Origin of the sequence: Sphingorhabdus profundilacus, from assembly GCF_009769755.1 — a bacterium.
Taxonomy (GTDB): Bacteria; Pseudomonadota; Alphaproteobacteria; order Sphingomonadales; family Sphingomonadaceae; genus Sphingorhabdus_B; species Sphingorhabdus_B profundilacus.
The window spans coordinates 1,087,940-1,105,686 of the sequence record NZ_SDWJ01000002.1; the positions used below are offsets into that span (position 1 = coordinate 1,087,940).

21 protein-coding genes are annotated in these 17,747 nt (G+C 56.0%); 2 read left to right on the forward strand and 19 right to left on the reverse strand.

The window, feature by feature from the left end; genetic code table 11:
- Nucleotides 1-120 precede the first annotated feature (120 nt).
- The 7 genes from sufC to EUU23_RS13060 form a co-directional block, all read right to left on the reverse strand.
- Entirely contained in the window at nucleotides 121-864 is a 744-nt protein-coding gene (gene sufC, locus EUU23_RS13030; protein ID WP_160354499.1) for a Fe-S cluster assembly ATPase SufC, read from the reverse strand.
- Entirely contained in the window at nucleotides 864-1,163 is a 300-nt protein-coding gene (locus tag EUU23_RS13035) for a cytoplasmic protein (RefSeq protein WP_218939610.1), read from the reverse strand. The genes sufC and EUU23_RS13035 overlap by 1 nt, the downstream gene beginning before the upstream one ends.
- Nucleotides 1,160-2,674 carry a Fe-S cluster assembly protein SufB gene (sufB, locus tag EUU23_RS13040; RefSeq protein WP_160354500.1) on the reverse strand — a complete coding sequence of 505 codons (1,515 nt, stop codon included), beginning with the start codon at nucleotides 2,672-2,674 and terminating at the stop codon, nucleotides 1,160-1,162. The genes EUU23_RS13035 and sufB overlap by 4 nt, the downstream gene beginning before the upstream one ends.
- Complete coding sequence (locus EUU23_RS13045; protein WP_160354501.1) at nucleotides 2,671-3,084, reverse strand: SUF system Fe-S cluster assembly regulator; 414 nt, start codon at nucleotides 3,082-3,084, stop codon at nucleotides 2,671-2,673. Before EUU23_RS13045 ends, sufB begins: the two co-directional genes overlap by 4 nt.
- Before the next feature lie 65 nt (nucleotides 3,085-3,149).
- The gene (locus EUU23_RS13050; RefSeq protein WP_160354502.1) at nucleotides 3,150-4,085 is read right to left on the reverse strand and encodes a helix-turn-helix domain-containing protein; all 936 of its coding nucleotides are present in this window, start codon (nucleotides 4,083-4,085) and stop codon (nucleotides 3,150-3,152) included.
- An 84-nt stretch (nucleotides 4,086-4,169) separates the two neighbouring features.
- On the reverse strand, nucleotides 4,170-5,684 hold the full coding sequence (locus EUU23_RS13055) for a glycerol-3-phosphate dehydrogenase (RefSeq protein ID WP_160354503.1): 1,515 nt from the start codon (nucleotides 5,682-5,684) through the stop codon (nucleotides 4,170-4,172).
- Nucleotides 5,681-6,754 (reverse strand): YeiH family protein, encoded by a 1,074-nt coding sequence (locus EUU23_RS13060; protein WP_160354504.1) that lies wholly within the window; start codon nucleotides 6,752-6,754, stop codon nucleotides 5,681-5,683. Before EUU23_RS13060 ends, EUU23_RS13055 begins: the two co-directional genes overlap by 4 nt.
- A gap of 64 nt (nucleotides 6,755-6,818) precedes the next feature.
- Between EUU23_RS13060 and EUU23_RS13065 the strand changes: the two genes are divergently transcribed.
- The gene (locus EUU23_RS13065) at nucleotides 6,819-8,057 is read left to right on the forward strand and encodes an MFS transporter (protein ID WP_160354505.1); all 1,239 of its coding nucleotides are present in this window, start codon (nucleotides 6,819-6,821) and stop codon (nucleotides 8,055-8,057) included.
- A 54-nt stretch (nucleotides 8,058-8,111) separates the two neighbouring features.
- Here EUU23_RS13065 and grxD read toward each other — a convergent pair whose 3' ends face one another.
- The 8 genes from grxD to leuC form a co-directional block, all read right to left on the reverse strand.
- The gene (gene grxD, locus EUU23_RS13070) at nucleotides 8,112-8,438 is read right to left on the reverse strand and encodes a Grx4 family monothiol glutaredoxin (protein WP_160354506.1); all 327 of its coding nucleotides are present in this window, start codon (nucleotides 8,436-8,438) and stop codon (nucleotides 8,112-8,114) included.
- 16 nt (nucleotides 8,439-8,454) lie between these two features.
- Entirely contained in the window at nucleotides 8,455-8,685 is a 231-nt protein-coding gene (locus EUU23_RS13075; protein WP_160354507.1) for a BolA/IbaG family iron-sulfur metabolism protein, read from the reverse strand.
- Nucleotides 8,685-9,008 carry a DUF1476 domain-containing protein gene (locus EUU23_RS13080; protein WP_160354508.1) on the reverse strand — a complete coding sequence of 108 codons (324 nt, stop codon included), beginning with the start codon at nucleotides 9,006-9,008 and terminating at the stop codon, nucleotides 8,685-8,687. Before EUU23_RS13080 ends, EUU23_RS13075 begins: the two co-directional genes overlap by 1 nt.
- Before the next feature lie 68 nt (nucleotides 9,009-9,076).
- A complete protein-coding gene (locus EUU23_RS13085) occupies nucleotides 9,077-10,072 on the reverse strand; it encodes an NADPH:quinone oxidoreductase family protein (RefSeq protein ID WP_160354509.1) in 996 nt (331 codons plus the stop codon).
- Between the two features lie 41 nt (nucleotides 10,073-10,113).
- Complete coding sequence (gene leuD, locus EUU23_RS13090; protein ID WP_160354763.1) at nucleotides 10,114-10,707, reverse strand: 3-isopropylmalate dehydratase small subunit; 594 nt, start codon at nucleotides 10,705-10,707, stop codon at nucleotides 10,114-10,116.
- A gap of 6 nt (nucleotides 10,708-10,713) precedes the next feature.
- Nucleotides 10,714-10,923, reverse strand: a complete 210-nt coding sequence (locus tag EUU23_RS14000; protein WP_179956551.1) for an isopropylmalate isomerase — start codon at nucleotides 10,921-10,923, stop codon at nucleotides 10,714-10,716.
- Between the two features lie 74 nt (nucleotides 10,924-10,997).
- Nucleotides 10,998-11,291 (reverse strand): hypothetical protein, encoded by a 294-nt coding sequence (locus EUU23_RS13095; protein ID WP_160354510.1) that lies wholly within the window; start codon nucleotides 11,289-11,291, stop codon nucleotides 10,998-11,000.
- Nucleotides 11,292-11,380: 89 nt separating this feature from the next.
- On the reverse strand, nucleotides 11,381-12,808 hold the full coding sequence (leuC, locus tag EUU23_RS13100) for a 3-isopropylmalate dehydratase large subunit (protein ID WP_160354511.1): 1,428 nt from the start codon (nucleotides 12,806-12,808) through the stop codon (nucleotides 11,381-11,383).
- A 94-nt stretch (nucleotides 12,809-12,902) separates the two neighbouring features.
- Between leuC and EUU23_RS13105 the strand changes: the two genes are divergently transcribed.
- A complete protein-coding gene (locus EUU23_RS13105; RefSeq protein ID WP_160354512.1) occupies nucleotides 12,903-13,418 on the forward strand; it encodes a sterol desaturase family protein in 516 nt (171 codons plus the stop codon).
- 222 nt (nucleotides 13,419-13,640) lie between these two features.
- On the opposite strand, the gene EUU23_RS13110 is transcribed toward EUU23_RS13105, so the two are convergent.
- The 4 genes from EUU23_RS13110 to EUU23_RS13125 are packed head-to-tail and all read right to left on the reverse strand — an operon-like array spanning nucleotide 13,641 to nucleotide 17,649.
- On the reverse strand, nucleotides 13,641-13,982 hold the full coding sequence (locus EUU23_RS13110; protein ID WP_160354764.1) for a DUF454 family protein: 342 nt from the start codon (nucleotides 13,980-13,982) through the stop codon (nucleotides 13,641-13,643).
- A complete protein-coding gene (locus EUU23_RS13115) occupies nucleotides 13,982-15,409 on the reverse strand; it encodes an NAD-dependent succinate-semialdehyde dehydrogenase (protein WP_160354513.1) in 1,428 nt (475 codons plus the stop codon). Before EUU23_RS13115 ends, EUU23_RS13110 begins: the two co-directional genes overlap by 1 nt.
- Before the next feature lie 41 nt (nucleotides 15,410-15,450).
- Nucleotides 15,451-16,779 (reverse strand): amino acid permease, encoded by a 1,329-nt coding sequence (locus EUU23_RS13120; protein WP_160354514.1) that lies wholly within the window; start codon nucleotides 16,777-16,779, stop codon nucleotides 15,451-15,453.
- Nucleotides 16,780-16,839: 60 nt separating this feature from the next.
- Entirely contained in the window at nucleotides 16,840-17,649 is an 810-nt protein-coding gene (locus EUU23_RS13125) for a universal stress protein (RefSeq protein WP_160354515.1), read from the reverse strand.
- Between the last annotated feature and the right edge of the window lie 98 nt (nucleotides 17,650-17,747).

The window sequence follows — 17,747 nt, forward strand, 5'->3', positions numbered from 1 at the left end:
CAGCCCCGTCTGCGGTCTCTGCTTCCTCTGCGTCTCTGCGTGAACCAAAAGCGTCGCAGGGTTCGCGCAGAGGCGCAGAGAAAACGCAGAGGCCGCAGAAAAGAGGATTGCCTGCGGCGCTCATGCGGCCAGTTCCTTGTAACCATCGCGCTCCAGTTCCAGCGCCAGTTCAGCGCCGCCTGTCCGCGTAATTCGTCCGTCTGCCAACACATGGACAAAGTCTGGCTTCACATAGTCGAGCAGCCGCTGATAATGGGTGATGAGCAGGACGGCCTTGTCCGGACGCCGCATGATGCGGTTGATGCCGTCGCCGACCACGCGCAGCGCGTCGATGTCGAGGCCGCTGTCCGTTTCGTCGAGGATCGCCAAAGCGGGGTCGATTATGCCCATTTGCACCATCTCGTTGCGCTTTTTTTCGCCGCCGGAGAATCCGACATTCACCGGACGCTTGAGCATGTCCATATCCATGCCAAGCGCGCCCGCCTGCTCGCGCGCGACCTTGAGGAATTCACCGCCCGAAAGCGGGGGTTCGCCGCGATGTTTGCGTTGCGCGTTGAGCGCCTCGCGCAGGAACTGCACGTTCGACACACCGGGGATTTCGACCGGATATTGGAAGCCAAGGAACAAGCCAGCGGCGGCACGTTCGTGCGGTTCCATGCCGAGCAGGTCTTCGCCGTTGAACGTCACCGATCCTTCGGTAACTTCATATCCGGGTCGTCCCGAGAGCACATAGCCCAGCGTCGACTTCCCCGCGCCATTGGGGCCCATAATCGCATGGATCTCGCCAGCGTTTAGGCTGAGTGTGAGGCCTTTAAGGATAGGCTTGTCGCCAACATTGGCGTGGAGGTTAGTTATTTGGAGCATTAGAACCAGAACTCATTCATTTCTTTGAGAAACTTCTTATCAGCAACCGGGAAGCCAGATGCTTCACCAATCACGGAGTCGATGCCGCAGCGAGGACATAGAGCGCAGTCGTCGTTATCGACCCAGTCTTCGATCTCTGAAGGTGAGTAGACTTCGCAGCAGTAAAAACAGCCAACTGTCTGGCTCGCTTCCAATTCGAGCCGATGCCCCAACGTATGTGTGTGCGCGTCGAGAATGTAACCGCGCCCCTCAGCTCGGACTTTCGCTTTTTTGGCTTCGTGGTCTTCGACGTAATTCACCCCACCGACCCCTCAAGGCTGATCCCCAGCAATTTCTGCGCCTCGACGGCAAATTCCATCGGCAATTGCTGCAGAACTTCCTTGGCGAACCCGTTGACGATCAGGGCGACTGCTTCTTCCTGCCCCAGCCCACGCTGCATCGCGTAGAACAGCTGGTCATCGGAAATCTTGCTGGTCGTTGCTTCATGCTCGATCTGGGCGCTGGGGTTGCGGACCTCGATATAGGGAACGGTGTGCGCCCCGCAGAGGGAGCCCAACAGCAAGGAATCACACTGGGTAAAGTTACGCACGCCTTCCGCATTCGGCGCGACGCGCACCAGTCCGCGATAGGTGTTGTTGCTGTGTCCGGCGCTGATGCCTTTGCTCACGATGGTCGAACGGCTACCCTTGCCATTGTGGATCATCTTGGTGCCGGTGTCGGCTTGCTGGTAATTGTTGGTCACCGCGACTGAGTAAAATTCGCCGACGCTGTTTTCACCGTTAAGGACGCAGCTTGGATATTTCCACGTCACCGCGCTGCCGGTTTCGACTTGGGTCCATGACACCTTGCTATTGCGGCCCTGACACAAGGCGCGCTTGGTGACGAAATTATAAATGCCGCCCTTGCCCTCGGCATCGCCGGGGTACCAGTTCTGCACAGTGCTATATTTTATCTCGGCGTCATCCAAGGCTACCAGTTCGACCACAGCCGCGTGGAGCTGGTTTTCGTCGCGCATCGGCGCTGTGCAGCCTTCAAGATAGGACACATAGCTGCCCTTGTCGGCCACGATCAGAGTCCGTTCAAACTGTCCGGTATTTTCCGCGTTAATGCGGAAATAGGTGGAGAGTTCCATCGGGCATCGCACGCCTTCGGGGATGTAAACGAATGTTCCGTCGGAAAAGACCGCGCAGTTGAGCGTGGCGAAATAATTGTCGCGCATCGGCACAACCTTGCCAAGCCATTGCCGGACGAGGTCGGGATATTCCTTGATTGCCTCCGATATACTGCGGAAAATGACGCCAGCGCGTTCAAGTTCGGCACGAAAAGTGGTGGCGACGGACACGGAGTCGAATACGGCATCGACCGCAACGCGGCGCGCAGGCAGGCCGCCATCGCTGCTTTCGCCCGGATCACTCTCAACACCGGCGAGCAGCTTCTGCTCCGCAATCGGAATGCCCAGCTTTTCATAAATACGCAGGATCTCGGGGTCGACCTCGTCCAGACTGCCGAGCTTTGGCTTGGCCTTGGGCGCGGCGTAATAATAGGCGTCCTGATAATCGATAGGCGGAACGTTCAGCTTGGCCCAGTCGGGCGGCGTCATCGTCTTCCACATGGCAAAGGCCTTCAGCCGCCATTCGAGCATCCATTCCGGTTCATTCTTCTTGGCCGAAATGAAGCGGACGGTATCCTCGTTCAGGCCCTTAGGCGCGAAATCGGTTTCGATGTCGGACGACCAGCCATGTTCATAGTCAGCAACCTTTTCGGCGGCGTCCCAAGCGGCTTGATCCTTGATGGCGGTCTCGTCGGTCATGCGGCGCGACTCACAGCAAGGCTGCTGAGCGAGACATCGGACAATGCGCTACGGACCGCGTTGTTCACAATCGCCCAATGCGGTTTGATATTGCAATCTGGTTCAATCGCGCAGCTGCAGGTCGACGCATTGATGCAATTGGTCATGGCAATCGGCCCTTCCACCGCTTCGATGATATCAGCGAGCGTGATAGCTGCCGCGGGACGCGCAAGCTGGATACCTCCGCCTGCACCCCGGGCGGAGCGTAAAAGGCCGCCTTTGGTCAAAATGCTGACGAGTTTCTGAACGGTCGGAAGCGCGATCCCAGTTTCGCCCGAAAGCTCGGTAGCCGAAGTCCGCAGTCCACCACAATGGCGCGAGGCAGCGCTCATTACGACAACCGCATAATCTGCCATATTTGAAAGTCGCATGCTGGGGGCCTTAATCAGACAGTTTTATTCCGATTTGAGGCAAATGGTCCTTTTCAGTGCAAAAATCAACCCGGAAAGGTCTCGATATCGCGGTAATTGTCTTTTGAAAGCCATATTCGCAGGATTTTTGCGCTATCACTATCCAAGGCCCCGGGGGTCCGGCCTGCAAATTGACGGATTTCACGTATCATATGGGGTTGGTCATAAAACAGCGACTCGATCTGGGATCTCAATTCGTCGGTGCAGTTCTTGTCGACAAGCATGCTGGCCGCCCTGACTGCTCGATATTTTCGCATCAATTGTTTGGGTGCCGATCCAAAATAGCGGGTGATTAACCGCGCGGCGGTGCTGCGTGACATATCCAGTTTTGGATATAGATTTTCGACATTGGGGTCGAGATCCCGCGATAGCCAGTTTATGACGATATGGACCATCTCGACATGGGATTGCGGGACGCGCTTAACGTTTGACAACAGCAACGCCGAAACTTTTTCAACCATTTCGGCGACACGCATTGATCCGTTCGCATGCCCAGCGATGAAGGATTCTGCCAATCGGTCGATTTCTGGCCCGAATAACTCGGATGCAGACACAGCTCGATCGGCATAGAGATTGGCTGGCTTTCCGGTGAGCGCCACAAAACCGAGTGGTGAGAGAGCAAAGCCAAGATCATATAGCGGGCCTTCGAATGTGAATTCGGCTGCGGCCATTCCCGGCCCGAAAAGTGCTGCACCCGAAACGTTTGCGATATCACCATTTTGAAATTGCAAAGTGCCTTTGCCGCTTAGCAAGAATATCAAATGCCCCAGTGACGCGGGCTGTCGGTCGCGGATAGTTTGTTCTTCGCACCGGAAAAAATAGATTTGCGTGACGTAAGGGGCCAGCTCTGCAGAAGGCGCAAAATGAGTGACTTCGATCTTGTCGGGCGATGTGAAAACATTTTCGTTAGTGCCATCCCAATCGTTGCTCTTCGTTGGTGTGGCAATCATGTTCTCTTGCATCGGTTATGACCTGACCCCAAAATTATCTTGCCTCGCAGGTCTTTCAGACTAAGCGAGCAGAACGCTGGCGGCAAGCGGAACCCTCTAAGAATCAGCGCGATCTTTTTGGCTTGTCGCCAAATATTTTTCCAACGTTTTTACTTGGGTCGCGGTGAAGCGAAGCCCCAATTTGGTGCGGCGCCATAATATGTCTTCTGCCGTTGAGGCCCATTCGCACGTAACCAGATAATCAACTTCAGCTGCATATAGGCCGTGATCGAAATCTTGTCCAAGATCAGCGAGTGACTGGCTTTTGCCCAACCAGTTTTTTGCCCGAGTGCCATAGCTGCGGACAAGTCGCCGGATCACGGCCGAGTCCAAAAACGGATATTTGGTTGCAAAATCTTCGGCAAGTTTGCCGGCGCCTTCCATCGGAAAGTCGCCCCCGGGCAAGGCGCGCTCAAGTGTCCAGCCTGGCCCTGCCAGCATCGGCACATAGGGCGAAAGCTTGCCGACGGCGCTTTCGGCCAGATGGCGGTATGTCGTGATTTTCCCACCAAAAATTGAGAGCATGGGCGCCAATCCGTGTTCATCGCATTCCACATCGAAATGATAGCCGCGCGATGCAGTCTCCGGCTTTCCTGACCCGTCGTCGACAAGCGGGCGAACCCCGGCATAGCTGTAGATGACGTCAGCGGGAGTTATTTCCTTTTTGAAATAGGCGCCTGCAGATTCGCAAATATATGTTACTTCGTCGGCAGTAGCCGTAATGTTGTCGAGCGGCCCGCGATGGTCTGCGTCGGTGGTGCCAATCAGCGTGAAATCATCTTCATAGGGAATCGCAAAAAATATCCGTCCGTCCGGGTTTTGGCAGAAATAGGCCTGCGCGGTTTCAAACATTTTGGGCACCACGATATGTGACCCCCGCACCAGTCTGATTTTTTCATCCGGATTGCGTATGCGTCCGTCGGTACGCGCCAACATATCGAGTACCGCTGGACCTGCGGCATTTACCACCGCTTTGGCAACCACCGGTGCCTGACCTGCGATTTCCAAATGCCACAACCCTTGTGCTCGACGAAGATGGGTAACTTCGGAACGGGTGCAGACCTCGGCCCCATGTTCGGCAGCGTCCAGAGCATTGAGTACGACCAGCCGGGCATCATCGACCCAGCAGTCTGAATATTCAAACGCCGTTTCAAATTCAGGCTTCAAAGGCGCGCCAGCCGGTTCACGATGCAAGTTCAACGTGCGGGTCGCCGGCAAGCGTTTGCGCCCCCCAATATGGTCATATAAAAACAAGCCGAGCCGGACGAGCCAGGCCGGACGAATGCCCTTTTGATGTGGCAGGACAAAACGCAATGGCCATATAATATGGGGCGCGATGGCCCACAGCCGTTCACGCTCGATGAGCGATTCGCGCACCAGCGCAAATTCGAAATGCTCCAGATATCGCAGGCCACCGTGAATCAGCTTGGTCGATGCCGATGAGGTACCGCGCGCCAGATCACCCCTTTCGAGCAATATAACCTTCACTCCGCGACCGGCTGCGTCACGGGCAATTCCTGCCCCATTTACACCGCCGCCTATCACGGCAAGATCATAGATCGTTTCGCTCATAAAAATGCCCATGCAAAGGCCGCTGATGCTACAAAAGCGGTGAAGGTTGCCAACATGACCGGTAACAAAGCTTTCCATCCTTGGCCAAGCAAAAGATCAAGACGTGAGCGCATGGCTGTTGCCGTGACCGCAAAGAGCAGCATGGCCTTTGACGCAATCAATCCATATTCGGCCACCCATGCCGGTGCACTGACCATCGAGTTTACGGCAACTGCCGCAAAAAAGGCGAGTATGAACCAAGGCAGTTTCAGCTTCGCCAACAGGCTTTTGGGTTTTCCGCCTACGCTGCCTATTGCAAGGCCGATCAAGGCCACAGCGGGTGCCAACAGAGCAACACGCGACAATTTGACAATCGTTGCCACCTCTCCTGCATTTTGCGAAAAACTATAACCGCCACCCAAGGACTGCGCCACGTCATGGACGGCGGCTCCCATCAGAAACCCCGCCTGACGGTCGGAAAAATCGAGAGATGCCGCGATTAACGGATAAAATGACATCGCAATAGCGCTCGCCAGCGCCACACCGACCAATGTCAGCGTGAACTGATTCTGGTTCAACCTTTCCCGTCCGATAACGGCATAAATCGCCAATGCCGCAGAAGCGCCGCAAATCGCGGTCGCGCCGCCCGCAAGCCAACCGGCATAGCGGCTTTGCCCGCCCCATTGGGCACCCAGCAATCCAGCGCCGATTACGAGTGACATTATGGTTATCAGACCCAAAAAACCAAATATTCCCAAGCTGCCAATTTGCATGGCGGTCACTTGCGTCCCCAACAATACGATTCCCCAACGCAGACACGCCGTACCGCAGAAATCAAGGCCGGGATGCACCTTGGGCTCTGCCGAGACAAAGTTTAATGCCAAACCAAGCAGCAGGCCGGCCAGGATCACCGGCATTGCATAATGTTCGGAAAACCATGTCGCCGCCACTGATGCGATTGCAACAACGGCAAATCCAGGGAAAAGCGCGCTGACCGCCAGGCGTTTGCGGACGGGTGGACTATCCTCGGCGAGATAGGTCTCGCCATATAGGTCGGCAATATAATTCGCGTTTATGTCTTGCGGTGTCATATGGCCTTCTATAGGCAAGTCTGTGATAGATGCCAGCATTAAGCAGGCCGGAGGAGAGGACGCAATGGCAACAGATTCTGGCAAGTGGATCCGCTATGGCTTGATCGCACTTTTGTTTTTCGGAACGGCGTTAAACTATCTGGACCGGCAGGTGTTGGCATTATTGAAACCGACATTACAGGTCGAGTTTGGATGGAGTGACCGTGAATTTGGCCATTTCGGATCTGCATTTCAGATCGCCACTGCGGTCGCGCTTTTGGGGATCGGATGGTTTATCGACCGCTTTGGCGTGCGTTGGGGCTATGGCCTTGCGGTTGCCGTCTGGAGCTTGGCGGGAATGGCGCATGCTTTTGCAAGCAGTGTCGGGCAATTTGTAGCGGCGCGCGTCACCCTGGCGGTCGCAGAATCAGTGAATACCCCCGCCGCCATGAAATCAGCAGCAACCTATTTGCCCATCCGCGAACGGTCTATCGGGATCGGTGTTATCAACAGCGCAGCCAATATCGGGGCGATTCTTGCACCGCTGACCGTTCCATGGATTGCCATCACTTATGGCTGGCAGGAAGCCTTTATCATCACCGGAGCTTTGGGCTTTGTCTGGCTGTTTTTCTGGTGGCTGGGGACAGGTACATTGCAACCTTTGGGCGATGCGGCTGTTGCAGCCGCCAACCCGGCTGTCAAAGGCCCGCCTTGGCGTGAATTGCTGAGAGAACGCCGCACATGGGCTGTAGCGGGCGCCAAGCTGTTAACCGATCTGGTTTGGTGGTTCATTCTGTTTTGGGCACCTGACTTTTTTGCACGGCAATTTGGACTGGGGCAGGCTGAAATTGGCGCACCAACCGCGCTTGTTTACGCTTTGGCAGCAGTCGGCGCGCTTACCAGTGGCATCTTGTTTCCGGTCCTTTTAGGTCGGGGCATGACAGCCAATGGTGCGCGCAAATCATCCATGTTCTTTTACGCATTGCTCATCCTGCCCATCCCGTTGGCGTTGCAGGCCCCAAATGAATGGGTCGCGGCGCTTATCATCGGCCTTGCACTGTTTGCACACCAAGGCTTTTCAACCAATATTTTCGGCATGACCGCAGATATTATTCCGGCCCGGCAAGTTGGCAGCGTGATCGCAATTGGCGCGCTGGTCGGCAATTTAAGTGGTGCAGCCATGCTGGAATTTGCAGGATGGTCGCTGGATTCAGGCCATGGCTACACACCGATGTTCGCGATGTGTGCCAGCGCCTATCTATTGGCGTTACTCTGGATCCATATCATGCAGCCAAGACTTGAAGTGGTCAACAGCGCGGATTAGGCCGTGAACTCATAAACCTCGACGACGATATTTATGAGTTCACGGCCTAATGCGTTATCCGGCCTTTGCAAGACCCTGACTTGTTACCATGTCCTGCAGCTCGCCGGCTTCATACATTTCCATCATGATGTCGGAACCGCCGAGAAATTCGCCCTTTACATATAGTTGGGGAATGGTTGGCCAATCGCTATAGTCTTTGATACCCGCACGGATTTCCATATCCTGCAAGACATCGACGCTTTCATATGTGACGCCCAAATGATCAAGTATGGCAATCGCCTTGCTTGAAAATCCACATTGCGGGAACAAAGGGGTGCCTTTCATGAACAGCACAACATCATTGCTTTTGACGATTTCGTCGATCCGTTCATTCACGCTCATGTCAAATACTCCAAATTTACGGTGTGGCCGTAGTCAGTTGTAGGGCATGCAACACGCCGCCCATTTTGCCGCCCAAAGCGTCATAGACAGCCTTATGCTGTTTTACCCGCGGAATTCCGCGAAAACTCTCACTCGTTACACGGGCGGCATAATGGTTGCCGTCGCCCGCCAGATCCCTAATTTCGACCAGTGCATCAGGCAGCGCGGCCCTGATCATGCCCTCAATTTCGTCGGCAGCCATCGCCATCAGGCTTGCTCGATAAATTGGCGGCGTGCTTCGACCATCTTGTCTTCAAGTGCAGCGCGGATCATTGCATCGTCAACATCTGCCCCTGCGGAAATCAGGTCGCCCAGCAATTTGCGGACGACATCTTCATCACCGGCCTCTTCGAAATCGGCCTGCACAACGGATGTCGCGTAGGACGTAGTTTCTTCGGGCGTCAGCCCCATCTTCTCCGCCGCCCACTGACCGATCAGCTTGTTCCGGCGAGCCGTGATCTTGAACTGCAAATCTGCGTCATGGGCAAATTTGTTTTCAAAAGCATTTTCGCGGTTGTCAAAAGTGGTCATGTGTCGTTTCCTGTCAATTGCTGCGTCAAAGATAATGTTTCATTCGTGGATCGACAAGGCGACTTCCATCAAATTTGCACGACCAATTTGCCAATAGCGGCCCGGTCGCCAAGGCGCGCAATGGCTTGCCCGGCATTTTCCAGGTTGAATGTCTCCGAAATGCGGGGTTTTATTTTGCCCGCAGCATATAGATCGAACAGTTGGGCAATGTTTGCATGGTTCCTTTGCGGTGTGCGCGCGGCGAAAGCGCCCCAGAAAACGCCACAAATATCACAGCTTTTCAACAAGGTCAGATTGAGCGGAAGCTTCGCTATGCCGGCCGGGAAGCCAACTACCAGAAATTTGCCTTCCCACGCGATCGAACGCACTGCCGGTTCGCTATAATCGCCGCCTACGGTGTCATATATGATGTTGAAACCATCTTTGCCCGCCGCTGCCTTGAACATTTCCGCGACTGCTTTTGACTGGTCCTTGTCAAAGGGTTGGTGCGGATAAATGACGACATCATCGGCCCCTGCCTCTCGCGCGATGGCGGCCTTGCCCTCACTCGATACACCAGCAACGACGCGGCCACCAAATGCTTTGGCAAGTTCAATAGCCGAAATGCCGATGCCGCCTGCACCGCCCAGTACCAGTACCGAGTCGCCTTCCTTCATAAACCCGCGATCTTTCAGCGCATGAATAGAGGTGCCATAGGTCATCAGCAATGATGCGCCATCTTCAAAAGACATGGAGTCAGGCATTTTGAAACAGTTGAATGCAGCAACAGCCACCTTTTCGGTAAGTCCGCCATTGCCGCACAGGCCGATGACGCGGTCGCCGATGGTAAAACCGGATACGCCTTCGCCGATGGCTTCGACGACCCCGGCAATTTCACCGCCAGGGGCAAAAGGGCGGGCGGGTTTGAACTGGTAAAGATCAACAATCATCAATGTGTCGGGGTAGTTGATCGAGCATGCTTTGACCGTGACCACGACAGTACCGGGTGCCACGGTCGGTTCAGGCAATTCGCCTATCACCAATGTTTCAGGTCCGCCGGTTACCGTGGATAGCAATGCGCGCATATTATTCCTCTTCCCAAATATTGATGATGCAAAAAAACAGTTTAGCCCATTGTAGGCGCAAGCCATGGTCTGTCCGTTGCCAGTTTGCGTTCATAGGCCGAAATCGCGTCGCTGCTATTCAGGGTCAAACCGATTTCGTCCACTCCGTTGAGCAGGCAGTGCTTGCGAAATGGATCAATTTCAAATTCGAACCGGTCTTGAAACGGCGTTGTCACGGTCTGCGTTTCGAGATCGATGCGGATCGGGTCGGTCTTGGCGACTTCTAACAACCGGTCAATAGCGGGTTGTGGCAAGACAATGGCCAGCAATCCATTTTTGAAGGCGTTGCCCGAAAATATATCAGAAAAACTGGGCGCGATGACGGCCGTGATACCGAGATCCGCCATTGCCCATGCGGCATGTTCGCGGCTTGACCCGCAACCAAAATTGTCCCCGGCAATCAATATGGGCGCACCGTTATATTCGGGGTTATCGAACACATTCCCCTCGACCGCACGCAAAGTTTCAAAGGCACCTTTGCCAAGTCCGGTGCGGCTAATGGTTTTCAACCACACAGCCGGAATGATGATATCCGTATCGATGTTTTTCAGGCCCAACGGATAGGCGCGGCCTTCAACCTGCGAAATAGGCTGCATCACCCTTTAGTCCGTGTCGATTTTAGGTTGGACATCAAGCGGTACATCCGTTTCGGGTTCGGGTGACAATGGTTCCAGCTTGCCTTTCTTCTGAGTCAAACTGCGCCGTCCGGCATAAAGCAAAGCGGCAACCAACGCAGCAGAACCCACGGCTGCACCGACCCTTGCGCCGGTCGACCATTTTTCGGTTTCGGATTTTGTCTTGTTGTCGGCCATATCTGTGTCCCTTGCTCACCAGCCTTAGCTTTGGCCATCGGGACAAGTAAAGGGGCTTTGGCCTATTTGTGTGTTCACAGCCCAAAACGGGCGGCTAACCGACGCCAAATTGAAAGAGGCCGCCTTTCCGGCACAGTCTGTTTTGTTGAGTCCAGCAAAAACTTGGCCAGCAATAAGGCCTGATTATAGGTCATCAGGAAATGATGGCTATCGATTTGTTTATGATCGAGCGCATCTTGCGATTTTGTACTTTGAATACGCAAATCGATCGAAGACCCAAAGTCATGATGCGTCCAACCGACGACAACGCCGCGATGTTCGGCAGGAACCTGGCCGTTTTCCTCCCTTTTTGCCGCTTGCTTTGCCATCTGCTTCCCCCAAAAGCATTTTACATTTCACAGCCTGCTTTACGAGTCGATTTAGGCTGCGACATTAATATATGCCGTTGCGGGATTATTCAAATCAGCAGGCGCACATCCGTTAAACGTCCGGTTACAGCGGCTGCGGCCGCCATGGCGGGGGACACCAGATGAGTCCGTGCACCCGGGCCTTGTCGGCCGACAAAGTTCCGGTTGCTGGTCGACGCGCACCGCTCGCCCGGCGGCACCTTGTCCGGGTTCATGCCGAGGCACGCCGAACATCCCGGTTCGCGCCATTCGAAACCGGCATCGGTAAAAATACGGTCCAGCCCTTCTTCCTCGGCCTGTCGTTTCACAAGACCGGATCCTGGAACCACGATGGCCCATTTGACCGCATCGGCCTTCTTGCGGTCTTTCAACACGGCAGCAGCAGCGCGCAGATCCTCGATACGGCTATTCGTACAACTGCCGATGAAGATATTCTGAACCTCGATTTCAGTAAGCTTGGTTCCCGCCGACAGACCCATATAATCCAGCGATTTTTGCGCCGCGACCTGTTTGGATGGGTCGGCAAAGCTGGCGGGGTCGGGAATGGATCCCGTTATCGGCAAGACATCCTCGGGTGAGGTGCCCCATGTGACGCTGGGCGCGATATCGGCTGCGTCGATGGTGACTACCTTGTCATATGCAGCGCCTGCATCGGTGGCGAGGCTGCGCCAATAGGCAACCGCCGCATCCCATTGCGCGCCTTTGGGTGCCATGGGACGGCCCTTCAGATAGGCAAATGTCACATCGTCCGGTGCAACCAGACCAGCGCGCGCGCCATGTTCGATCGCCATGTTCGATACGGTCAGCCGCCCTTCAATGCTGAGCGCGCGGATCACCGACCCTGTATATTCGATAACATAACCCGTTCCGCCCGATGCCCCGAGGACGCCGGTGATGTGCAGCACGACATCCTTTGCCGATACACCGGGGCCAAGTTCACCATCGACACGGACTTCCATGGATTTGGACTGTTTGAGCTGGAGCGTCTGTGTCGCCAGAACATGTTCGACCTCTGACGTGCCGATACCGAACGCCAATGCGCCAAGGCCGCCATGGCTGGCGGTGTGGCTGTCGCCACACACAATCGTTGTTCCCGGCAATGAAAATCCCTGCTCGGGCCCCACCACATGGACAATGCCCTGTTCCAGATCGGCATCGGCGATATAGCGGATACCGAAGGCAGGGGCATTGCGTTCCAGCGCATCCAACTGTGCCGCGCTTTCGGGGTCGGCGATGGGAATGCGGTTGCCCGCACCATCGCGCCGCGCGGTCGTCGGCAAATTATGGTCGGGCACCGCCAAAGTCAGATCCGGGCGGCGCACGGTGCGTCCGGCGACGCGAAGTCCCTCAAACGCCTGCGGACTGGTAACTTCATGGACCAGATGGCGATCAATGAAGATCAGGCAGGTTCCGTCGTCCCGTTGCTCCACGACATGGGCATTCCAGATTTTTTCATATAGGGTTTGGGGCGCTGACATAATGAATGTTGCCATAGAAGCGATTGCAGCGAAATCAAGTGAGGTGACAGCAAGTGCACTTCAAACTGCATGAAAAAGCGTTTAGAGGGGACGCATGTCTATCCCGATCATTCTTTTGATTATCTTTGCCACCGTCCTTGCGATGGAATGGGTCGCGTGGGCGAGCCATAAATATATCATGCATGGCTGGGGCTGGGGGTGGCACCGTGACCATCACGAGCCACATGATAATGCTCTCGAGAAAAACGATCTTTACGGGATCGTCGGCGCGGTGATGAGCATTTCGATGTTTGCCATTGGCAGCCCGCTTGTTCTGGGCGCCAATGCCTGGGAGCCGGGGACGTGGGTTGGCCTGGGCATCCTATTTTACGGCATCATTTATACGGTGGTGCATGATGGCCTCGTGCATCAACGCTATTTCAAATATGTCCCGCGCAGCGGCTATGCCAAGCGGCTAGTGCAGGCGCACAAGCTGCACCATGCGACAATTGGCAAGGCAGGCGGCGTCAGTTTCGGTTTTGTTGTCGCCCGTGATCCGGCGAAGTTGAAGGCGGAATTGAAGGTCCAGCGCGAGGCGGGCATCGCCGTCGTCCGCGACGCCGCGCTTTAAGGCGCACATATATTCCTTGATGAACCCATACCGTCACCCTGAACTTGTTTCAGGGTCCATTGATCAGCATTGCCCGAGCGGTATGCGGAAAGCAACCGGGCGTAACTGGCTGGCTTGCCACGCACGCCGAAGGAAATAACTGAGAAATAGACCCTGAAACAAGTTCAGGGTGACGTGGTTGTTGGTCGAATGTAGCGGTTCACTTCTTCAGACCGAAAAATTTCAGACTTCAGGCCTTCGCCATATCCACGTCAGGGAAATCACCGCGACGCCCAGCGGGATCAACGACCAGGGCAGTGGCAGGGTCGCAAGGCTGATGGCAAAAGCGGTAGCGGCGGACCATTTCGCCCGCCGCGACACAACGCCCTTTTCCCGCCAAGCGACCAGATGATGGCCAAAGCGCGGGTGGTCCATCAGGCGTGCCTCAAGCGCCGGGCTGCTGCGCGCGAAGCAAAAGGCGGCCAAAATCATGAACGGCACCGTGGGCAACAAGGGCAAGACTGTGCCCAGGGTTCCCAATGCTACCGAAGTGAAGCCGGCTGCGAGATAGAGCCGCCTTTTAATCAATATTGGTGCACCGCCTTGGTGACATAATAGCTGTCGAGACCCTCGGGTCCGCCTTCGCTTCCAAAGCCCGATTCCTTGACGCCGCCAAAGGGCGCATCGGGCATCGAGATGACGAAACTGTTCAGGCCGACCATGCCCGTGTCGAGCGCATCGGCGACCAGATTGGCCTGCCGGGCATTTTCGGTAAAGGCATAGGCCGCCAAACCGAAAGGCAGGCGATTGGCCTGCGCGATGGCTTCGTCAAAATCCTTGAAGGGCCGGATCAACGCTACGGGGCCAAAAGGCTCGTCCGTCATGATGTCGGCGGTCATCGGAACATCGGCCAGCACGGTGGGCTGATAGAAATAGCCACCTTCGCCACGTTCACCACCAGCGAGCAATTTCGCGCCTTTATCGGTGGCATCGCGCACCAGCTTTTCAATGGCGGGCGGACGGCGGTCATTGGCGAGTGGGCCCATGATGGTGCTCGCGTCGAGGCCGTTGCCCATTTGCACCTTCTTTGTTGCTTCGGCAAAGCCCGCGACGAACCGGTCGTAAATGCCTTCCTGCACATAAAAGCGCGTTGGCGAAATGCAGACCTGTCCGGCGTTCCGGAACTTCTGCGTCGACGACAGCTTGATGGCTTTTTCCAGATCGCAATCGTCGAACACCAGAACCGGGGCGTGTCCGCCCAGCTCCATCGTCGTGCGCTTCACGCCATCAGCAGCCAGCTTCAACAAATGTTTGCCGACAGGTACCGACCCTGTGAAGCTGACCTTGCGAATGACTGGCGAGGCAATCAGGTGACGGCTGACCATATCGGGCACGCCATAGACCAATTGGGCCACGGTGCCGGGAACGCCGCCGTCGATCACGCACTGCATGATCGCACTCGTGCAGAAGGGGGTTTCTTCAGGTGGCTTGGCAATGATCGAGCAGCCAGCGGCCAGCGCAGCCGCCATTTTCTTGCACATCAGGTTGACCGGGAAGTTCCATGGGGAAAAGGCGGCTACCGGCCCGACGGGCTGCTTCAGGACGAGCGAGCGCTGTCCTGTAGGGCGCACCAGCACGCGGCCATAGCTGCGCTTGGCTTCTTCGGCGAAATAATCGAATTGCGATGCACAGGACAGGACTTCGGTCCGTGCTTCGGCCAATGGCTTGCCCTGCTCGGTGGTCAGCAGCACTGCAATATCTTCGGCACGTTCACGAATAAGGCCGGCGACCGTGTGCAAAATTGCCGCACGCTCATTGACGTCGACTGTGCGCCAGTGGGCGAATCCTTTAGCGGTCGCGTCCAGCGCCTCCTCCAAATCGGATGCGGTCGCCAGCGGTAATTCCGCAATCACGGCTCCGGTGGCCGGATTGATGACATTGTGTATATCGCGACCTTCACCGCGCCGCCAGCTACCGTTGATATAGAGTCCGAGTTCGTTTCTGCTGTTCATTTGGAAATCCCGCAATTTTTTCTATGCGGGGCATGTAGGCCTCAGCGCGCGCTATGGGAACCCCGTCCGAGGGAAATTTTCATCAGCCAGAAAGTGGGCAATCCGGCAAACAGCAATGCAATTCCCCATCCCAAGGCCTCCCACCCTGCGCCGTAAATAGTCCACAGCGAATAGAGCATGGCAAAAAGGATGATTGCGGTGAACCCCTTGGTGGCGGGAATCTGGCCACGCATCATCAGGCGTGCGGCAGCAGCGGCGCAGCCGAAATACATGACCAATACGATGGCCGTTGTCAGGACGATCAGAAATTCGAACATCGCGGACAGTGACCGGCTGCTGTTCATCAGGATGACGATGGTCAAAAGGCAGGTCGTGAAAAGATGGGCGTTGCGCGGTGTGCCATTGGGGGCTGCTTTCCCCATAAAGGCCGGGAACATGCCATCGCGCGCCATCGCGGCGGGCAATTCCCCCTGGCACATGACCCACCCGTTGAGCGCGCCCAGTGCGCTGATTGCGCCGAAGGCTGCAATCGCCGTCCCGGCATTCGCGCCGCCAAAGGTTTCGACAAAAAGCGCAAAGGGCGCTGGCGAGGCTGCGGTCAATGCGGAGGGGAGCATCAGGACTACGGCTGAGCAGACCAATATGTAGACCAGCCCTGCACCGCCGGTGCCGAGCAGTGTCGCCCGTCCAATAGTACGCTCCGCATTTTCCACCTTATCCGCCGGAACGGTCGCTGTCTCTAACCCCAGCATCGCCCAAAGGGTTAGGATCGTGGCCGCCGAAATGGCCGAAAAGGACAGGTCCTGCGTCGCAAATGGCCGCACGACGGCGGTGCCCTGTTGCGTCAGGACATAGGCGGCAAGGCCGATCACCGCGATAAGCGGTATGATCTTGATGATGGTCCACACAAGCTGGACCTGTCCGGCCAGTTTCGTGCCGCTGATATTGATCAGCGTGAATGTCCAGACGATCGCCACGGTGGTCGCGGCCGAAATACCGGGTTCGCCCAACACAGGGAAAAGCTGGCTGAGATAACTGACCGCGCCGGTGGCGATGGCGGCGTTGCCGACCCACATGGAGATCCAATAGGCCCAGGCAATGGCAAAGCCTGCGCCGTCACCGAAGGCGGCGCGGGAATAGGCATAGGGTCCGCCAGCCTTGGGCAGGATATGGCTCAGCTTTCCAAAGACCGCCGCGACGCACAGAGCGCCTGCCACCGTGATCAGCCAGCCAAAAACGGAATTCCAGCCCAGCGGCGCGAGGCTCGCGGGCAATAGAAATACGCCCGAGCCAATCATGCTCCCCATCACGAGAGCGAGCGCCATCCAGAATCCCATGGGCCGGCTGGCCGCCGCTGTGTCTTTATCCATACCCTATCCCCCGATGTGGCTTACCTGCCACGCCGGGGGATGAATGCCAATGATTGTTATTCAGTGCGCCAGCAGGACTGGTATACCGATTTCACCCAGCAAGAAGCGGGTCACTCCGCCGAATATTGTTTCACGCCAGCGGCCATGCCCATAGGCACCCATGACAAGGAAGTCAGGCCGCCACGCTTTGGTTTCGGCCAGCAGTCGTTCCTCGATACTCGTATCGCCCTTCGCCACGACCGCGATTTCAGCGTTGATGCCATGTCGGGACAGGTAAGTTGCGGCATCGGTGACGGGGAATTCATCAGGTGAAGCCTCTACTTCGGCGATACGTACAGCATCTGTTGCCGCCAATAAAGGCACACCTGCACGGATTGCGTTGGCTGCTTCAAACCCACCATCATAAGCGATTATCGCACGGTTAAAGGCCATGCTTTTGCACGATAAGGGTACCGCCAGAATTGGCGTCCGCGATGCCGTTACCACGTCGCTGACCAATGCCCGACCGTGACCGGGTGCGCCAGTAGCTGTGGCATCCAGCGACATTACCATAACATCCCCCAAGCGCGCAGCATTGACGAGAGCATCGACGGTGGTACCGTCAAAATCCTGCCAGTCCCACGGCATACCTTCGACCTTCAATTTCTCGTCGACGCGCACCCGTAATTTTTGACGTTCCTGTTCGGCGACATCAAAGGCCTCAGCTATGAAATGTGCGCCACCGAACATGTCGAAGGCAACATAATCCTGCGGAGGACGAGGCAGAATGAGAGATAGATGTCCGTTAAACCGTCGTGTCAAATCCAACGCGACTTGCAACCGGCTTTCAAAACCGGCGTCGCTTCCTGCATGAACCATGATCGATTTCATTGTCGCTTCCTTGCCTGTAGCCACTCGGGTGAGTCGGCGGTGTCAGGCAACTTTAGCCGATCTTAGGCGTTAGTCGTTGATCGACATCAAAATGTGTC

What these genes read in the sequence shown, in the direction of transcription:
- EUU23_RS13065 (WP_160354505.1), top strand. Translation starts at nt 6,819, where the DNA reads ATGGCAACAGATTCTGGCAAGTGGATCCGCTATGGCTTGATCGCACTT.
- EUU23_RS14000 (WP_179956551.1), bottom strand. Translation starts at nt 10,923, where the DNA reads ATGGCCGACAACAAGACAAAATCCGAAACCGAAAAATGGTCGACCGGC.
- EUU23_RS13125 (WP_160354515.1), bottom strand. Translation starts at nt 17,649, where the DNA reads ATGAAATCGATCATGGTTCATGCAGGAAGCGACGCCGGTTTTGAAAGC.
- EUU23_RS13060 (WP_160354504.1), bottom strand. Translation starts at nt 6,754, where the DNA reads ATGACACCGCAAGACATAAACGCGAATTATATTGCCGACCTATATGGC.
- EUU23_RS13075 (WP_160354507.1), bottom strand. Translation starts at nt 8,685, where the DNA reads ATGGCGATGGCTGCCGACGAAATTGAGGGCATGATCAGGGCCGCGCTG.
- leuD (WP_160354763.1), bottom strand. Translation starts at nt 10,707, where the DNA reads ATGCAGCCTATTTCGCAGGTTGAAGGCCGCGCCTATCCGTTGGGCCTG.
- EUU23_RS13115 (WP_160354513.1), bottom strand. Translation starts at nt 15,409, where the DNA reads ATGAACAGCAGAAACGAACTCGGACTCTATATCAACGGTAGCTGGCGG.
- EUU23_RS13045 (WP_160354501.1), bottom strand. Translation starts at nt 3,084, where the DNA reads ATGCGACTTTCAAATATGGCAGATTATGCGGTTGTCGTAATGAGCGCT.
- EUU23_RS13050 (WP_160354502.1), bottom strand. Translation starts at nt 4,085, where the DNA reads ATGCAAGAGAACATGATTGCCACACCAACGAAGAGCAACGATTGGGAT.
- EUU23_RS13105 (WP_160354512.1), top strand. Translation starts at nt 12,903, where the DNA reads ATGTCTATCCCGATCATTCTTTTGATTATCTTTGCCACCGTCCTTGCG.
- EUU23_RS13120 (WP_160354514.1), bottom strand. Translation starts at nt 16,779, where the DNA reads ATGGATAAAGACACAGCGGCGGCCAGCCGGCCCATGGGATTCTGGATG.
- EUU23_RS13055 (WP_160354503.1), bottom strand. Translation starts at nt 5,684, where the DNA reads ATGAGCGAAACGATCTATGATCTTGCCGTGATAGGCGGCGGTGTAAAT.
- sufB (WP_160354500.1), bottom strand. Translation starts at nt 2,674, where the DNA reads ATGACCGACGAGACCGCCATCAAGGATCAAGCCGCTTGGGACGCCGCC.
- leuC (WP_160354511.1), bottom strand. Translation starts at nt 12,808, where the DNA reads ATGTCAGCGCCCCAAACCCTATATGAAAAAATCTGGAATGCCCATGTC.
- EUU23_RS13095 (WP_160354510.1), bottom strand. Translation starts at nt 11,291, where the DNA reads ATGGCAAAGCAAGCGGCAAAAAGGGAGGAAAACGGCCAGGTTCCTGCC.
- grxD (WP_160354506.1), bottom strand. Translation starts at nt 8,438, where the DNA reads ATGAGCGTGAATGAACGGATCGACGAAATCGTCAAAAGCAATGATGTT.
- sufC (WP_160354499.1), bottom strand. Translation starts at nt 864, where the DNA reads ATGCTCCAAATAACTAACCTCCACGCCAATGTTGGCGACAAGCCTATC.
- EUU23_RS13085 (WP_160354509.1), bottom strand. Translation starts at nt 10,072, where the DNA reads ATGCGCGCATTGCTATCCACGGTAACCGGCGGACCTGAAACATTGGTG.
- EUU23_RS13080 (WP_160354508.1), bottom strand. Translation starts at nt 9,008, where the DNA reads ATGACCACTTTTGACAACCGCGAAAATGCTTTTGAAAACAAATTTGCC.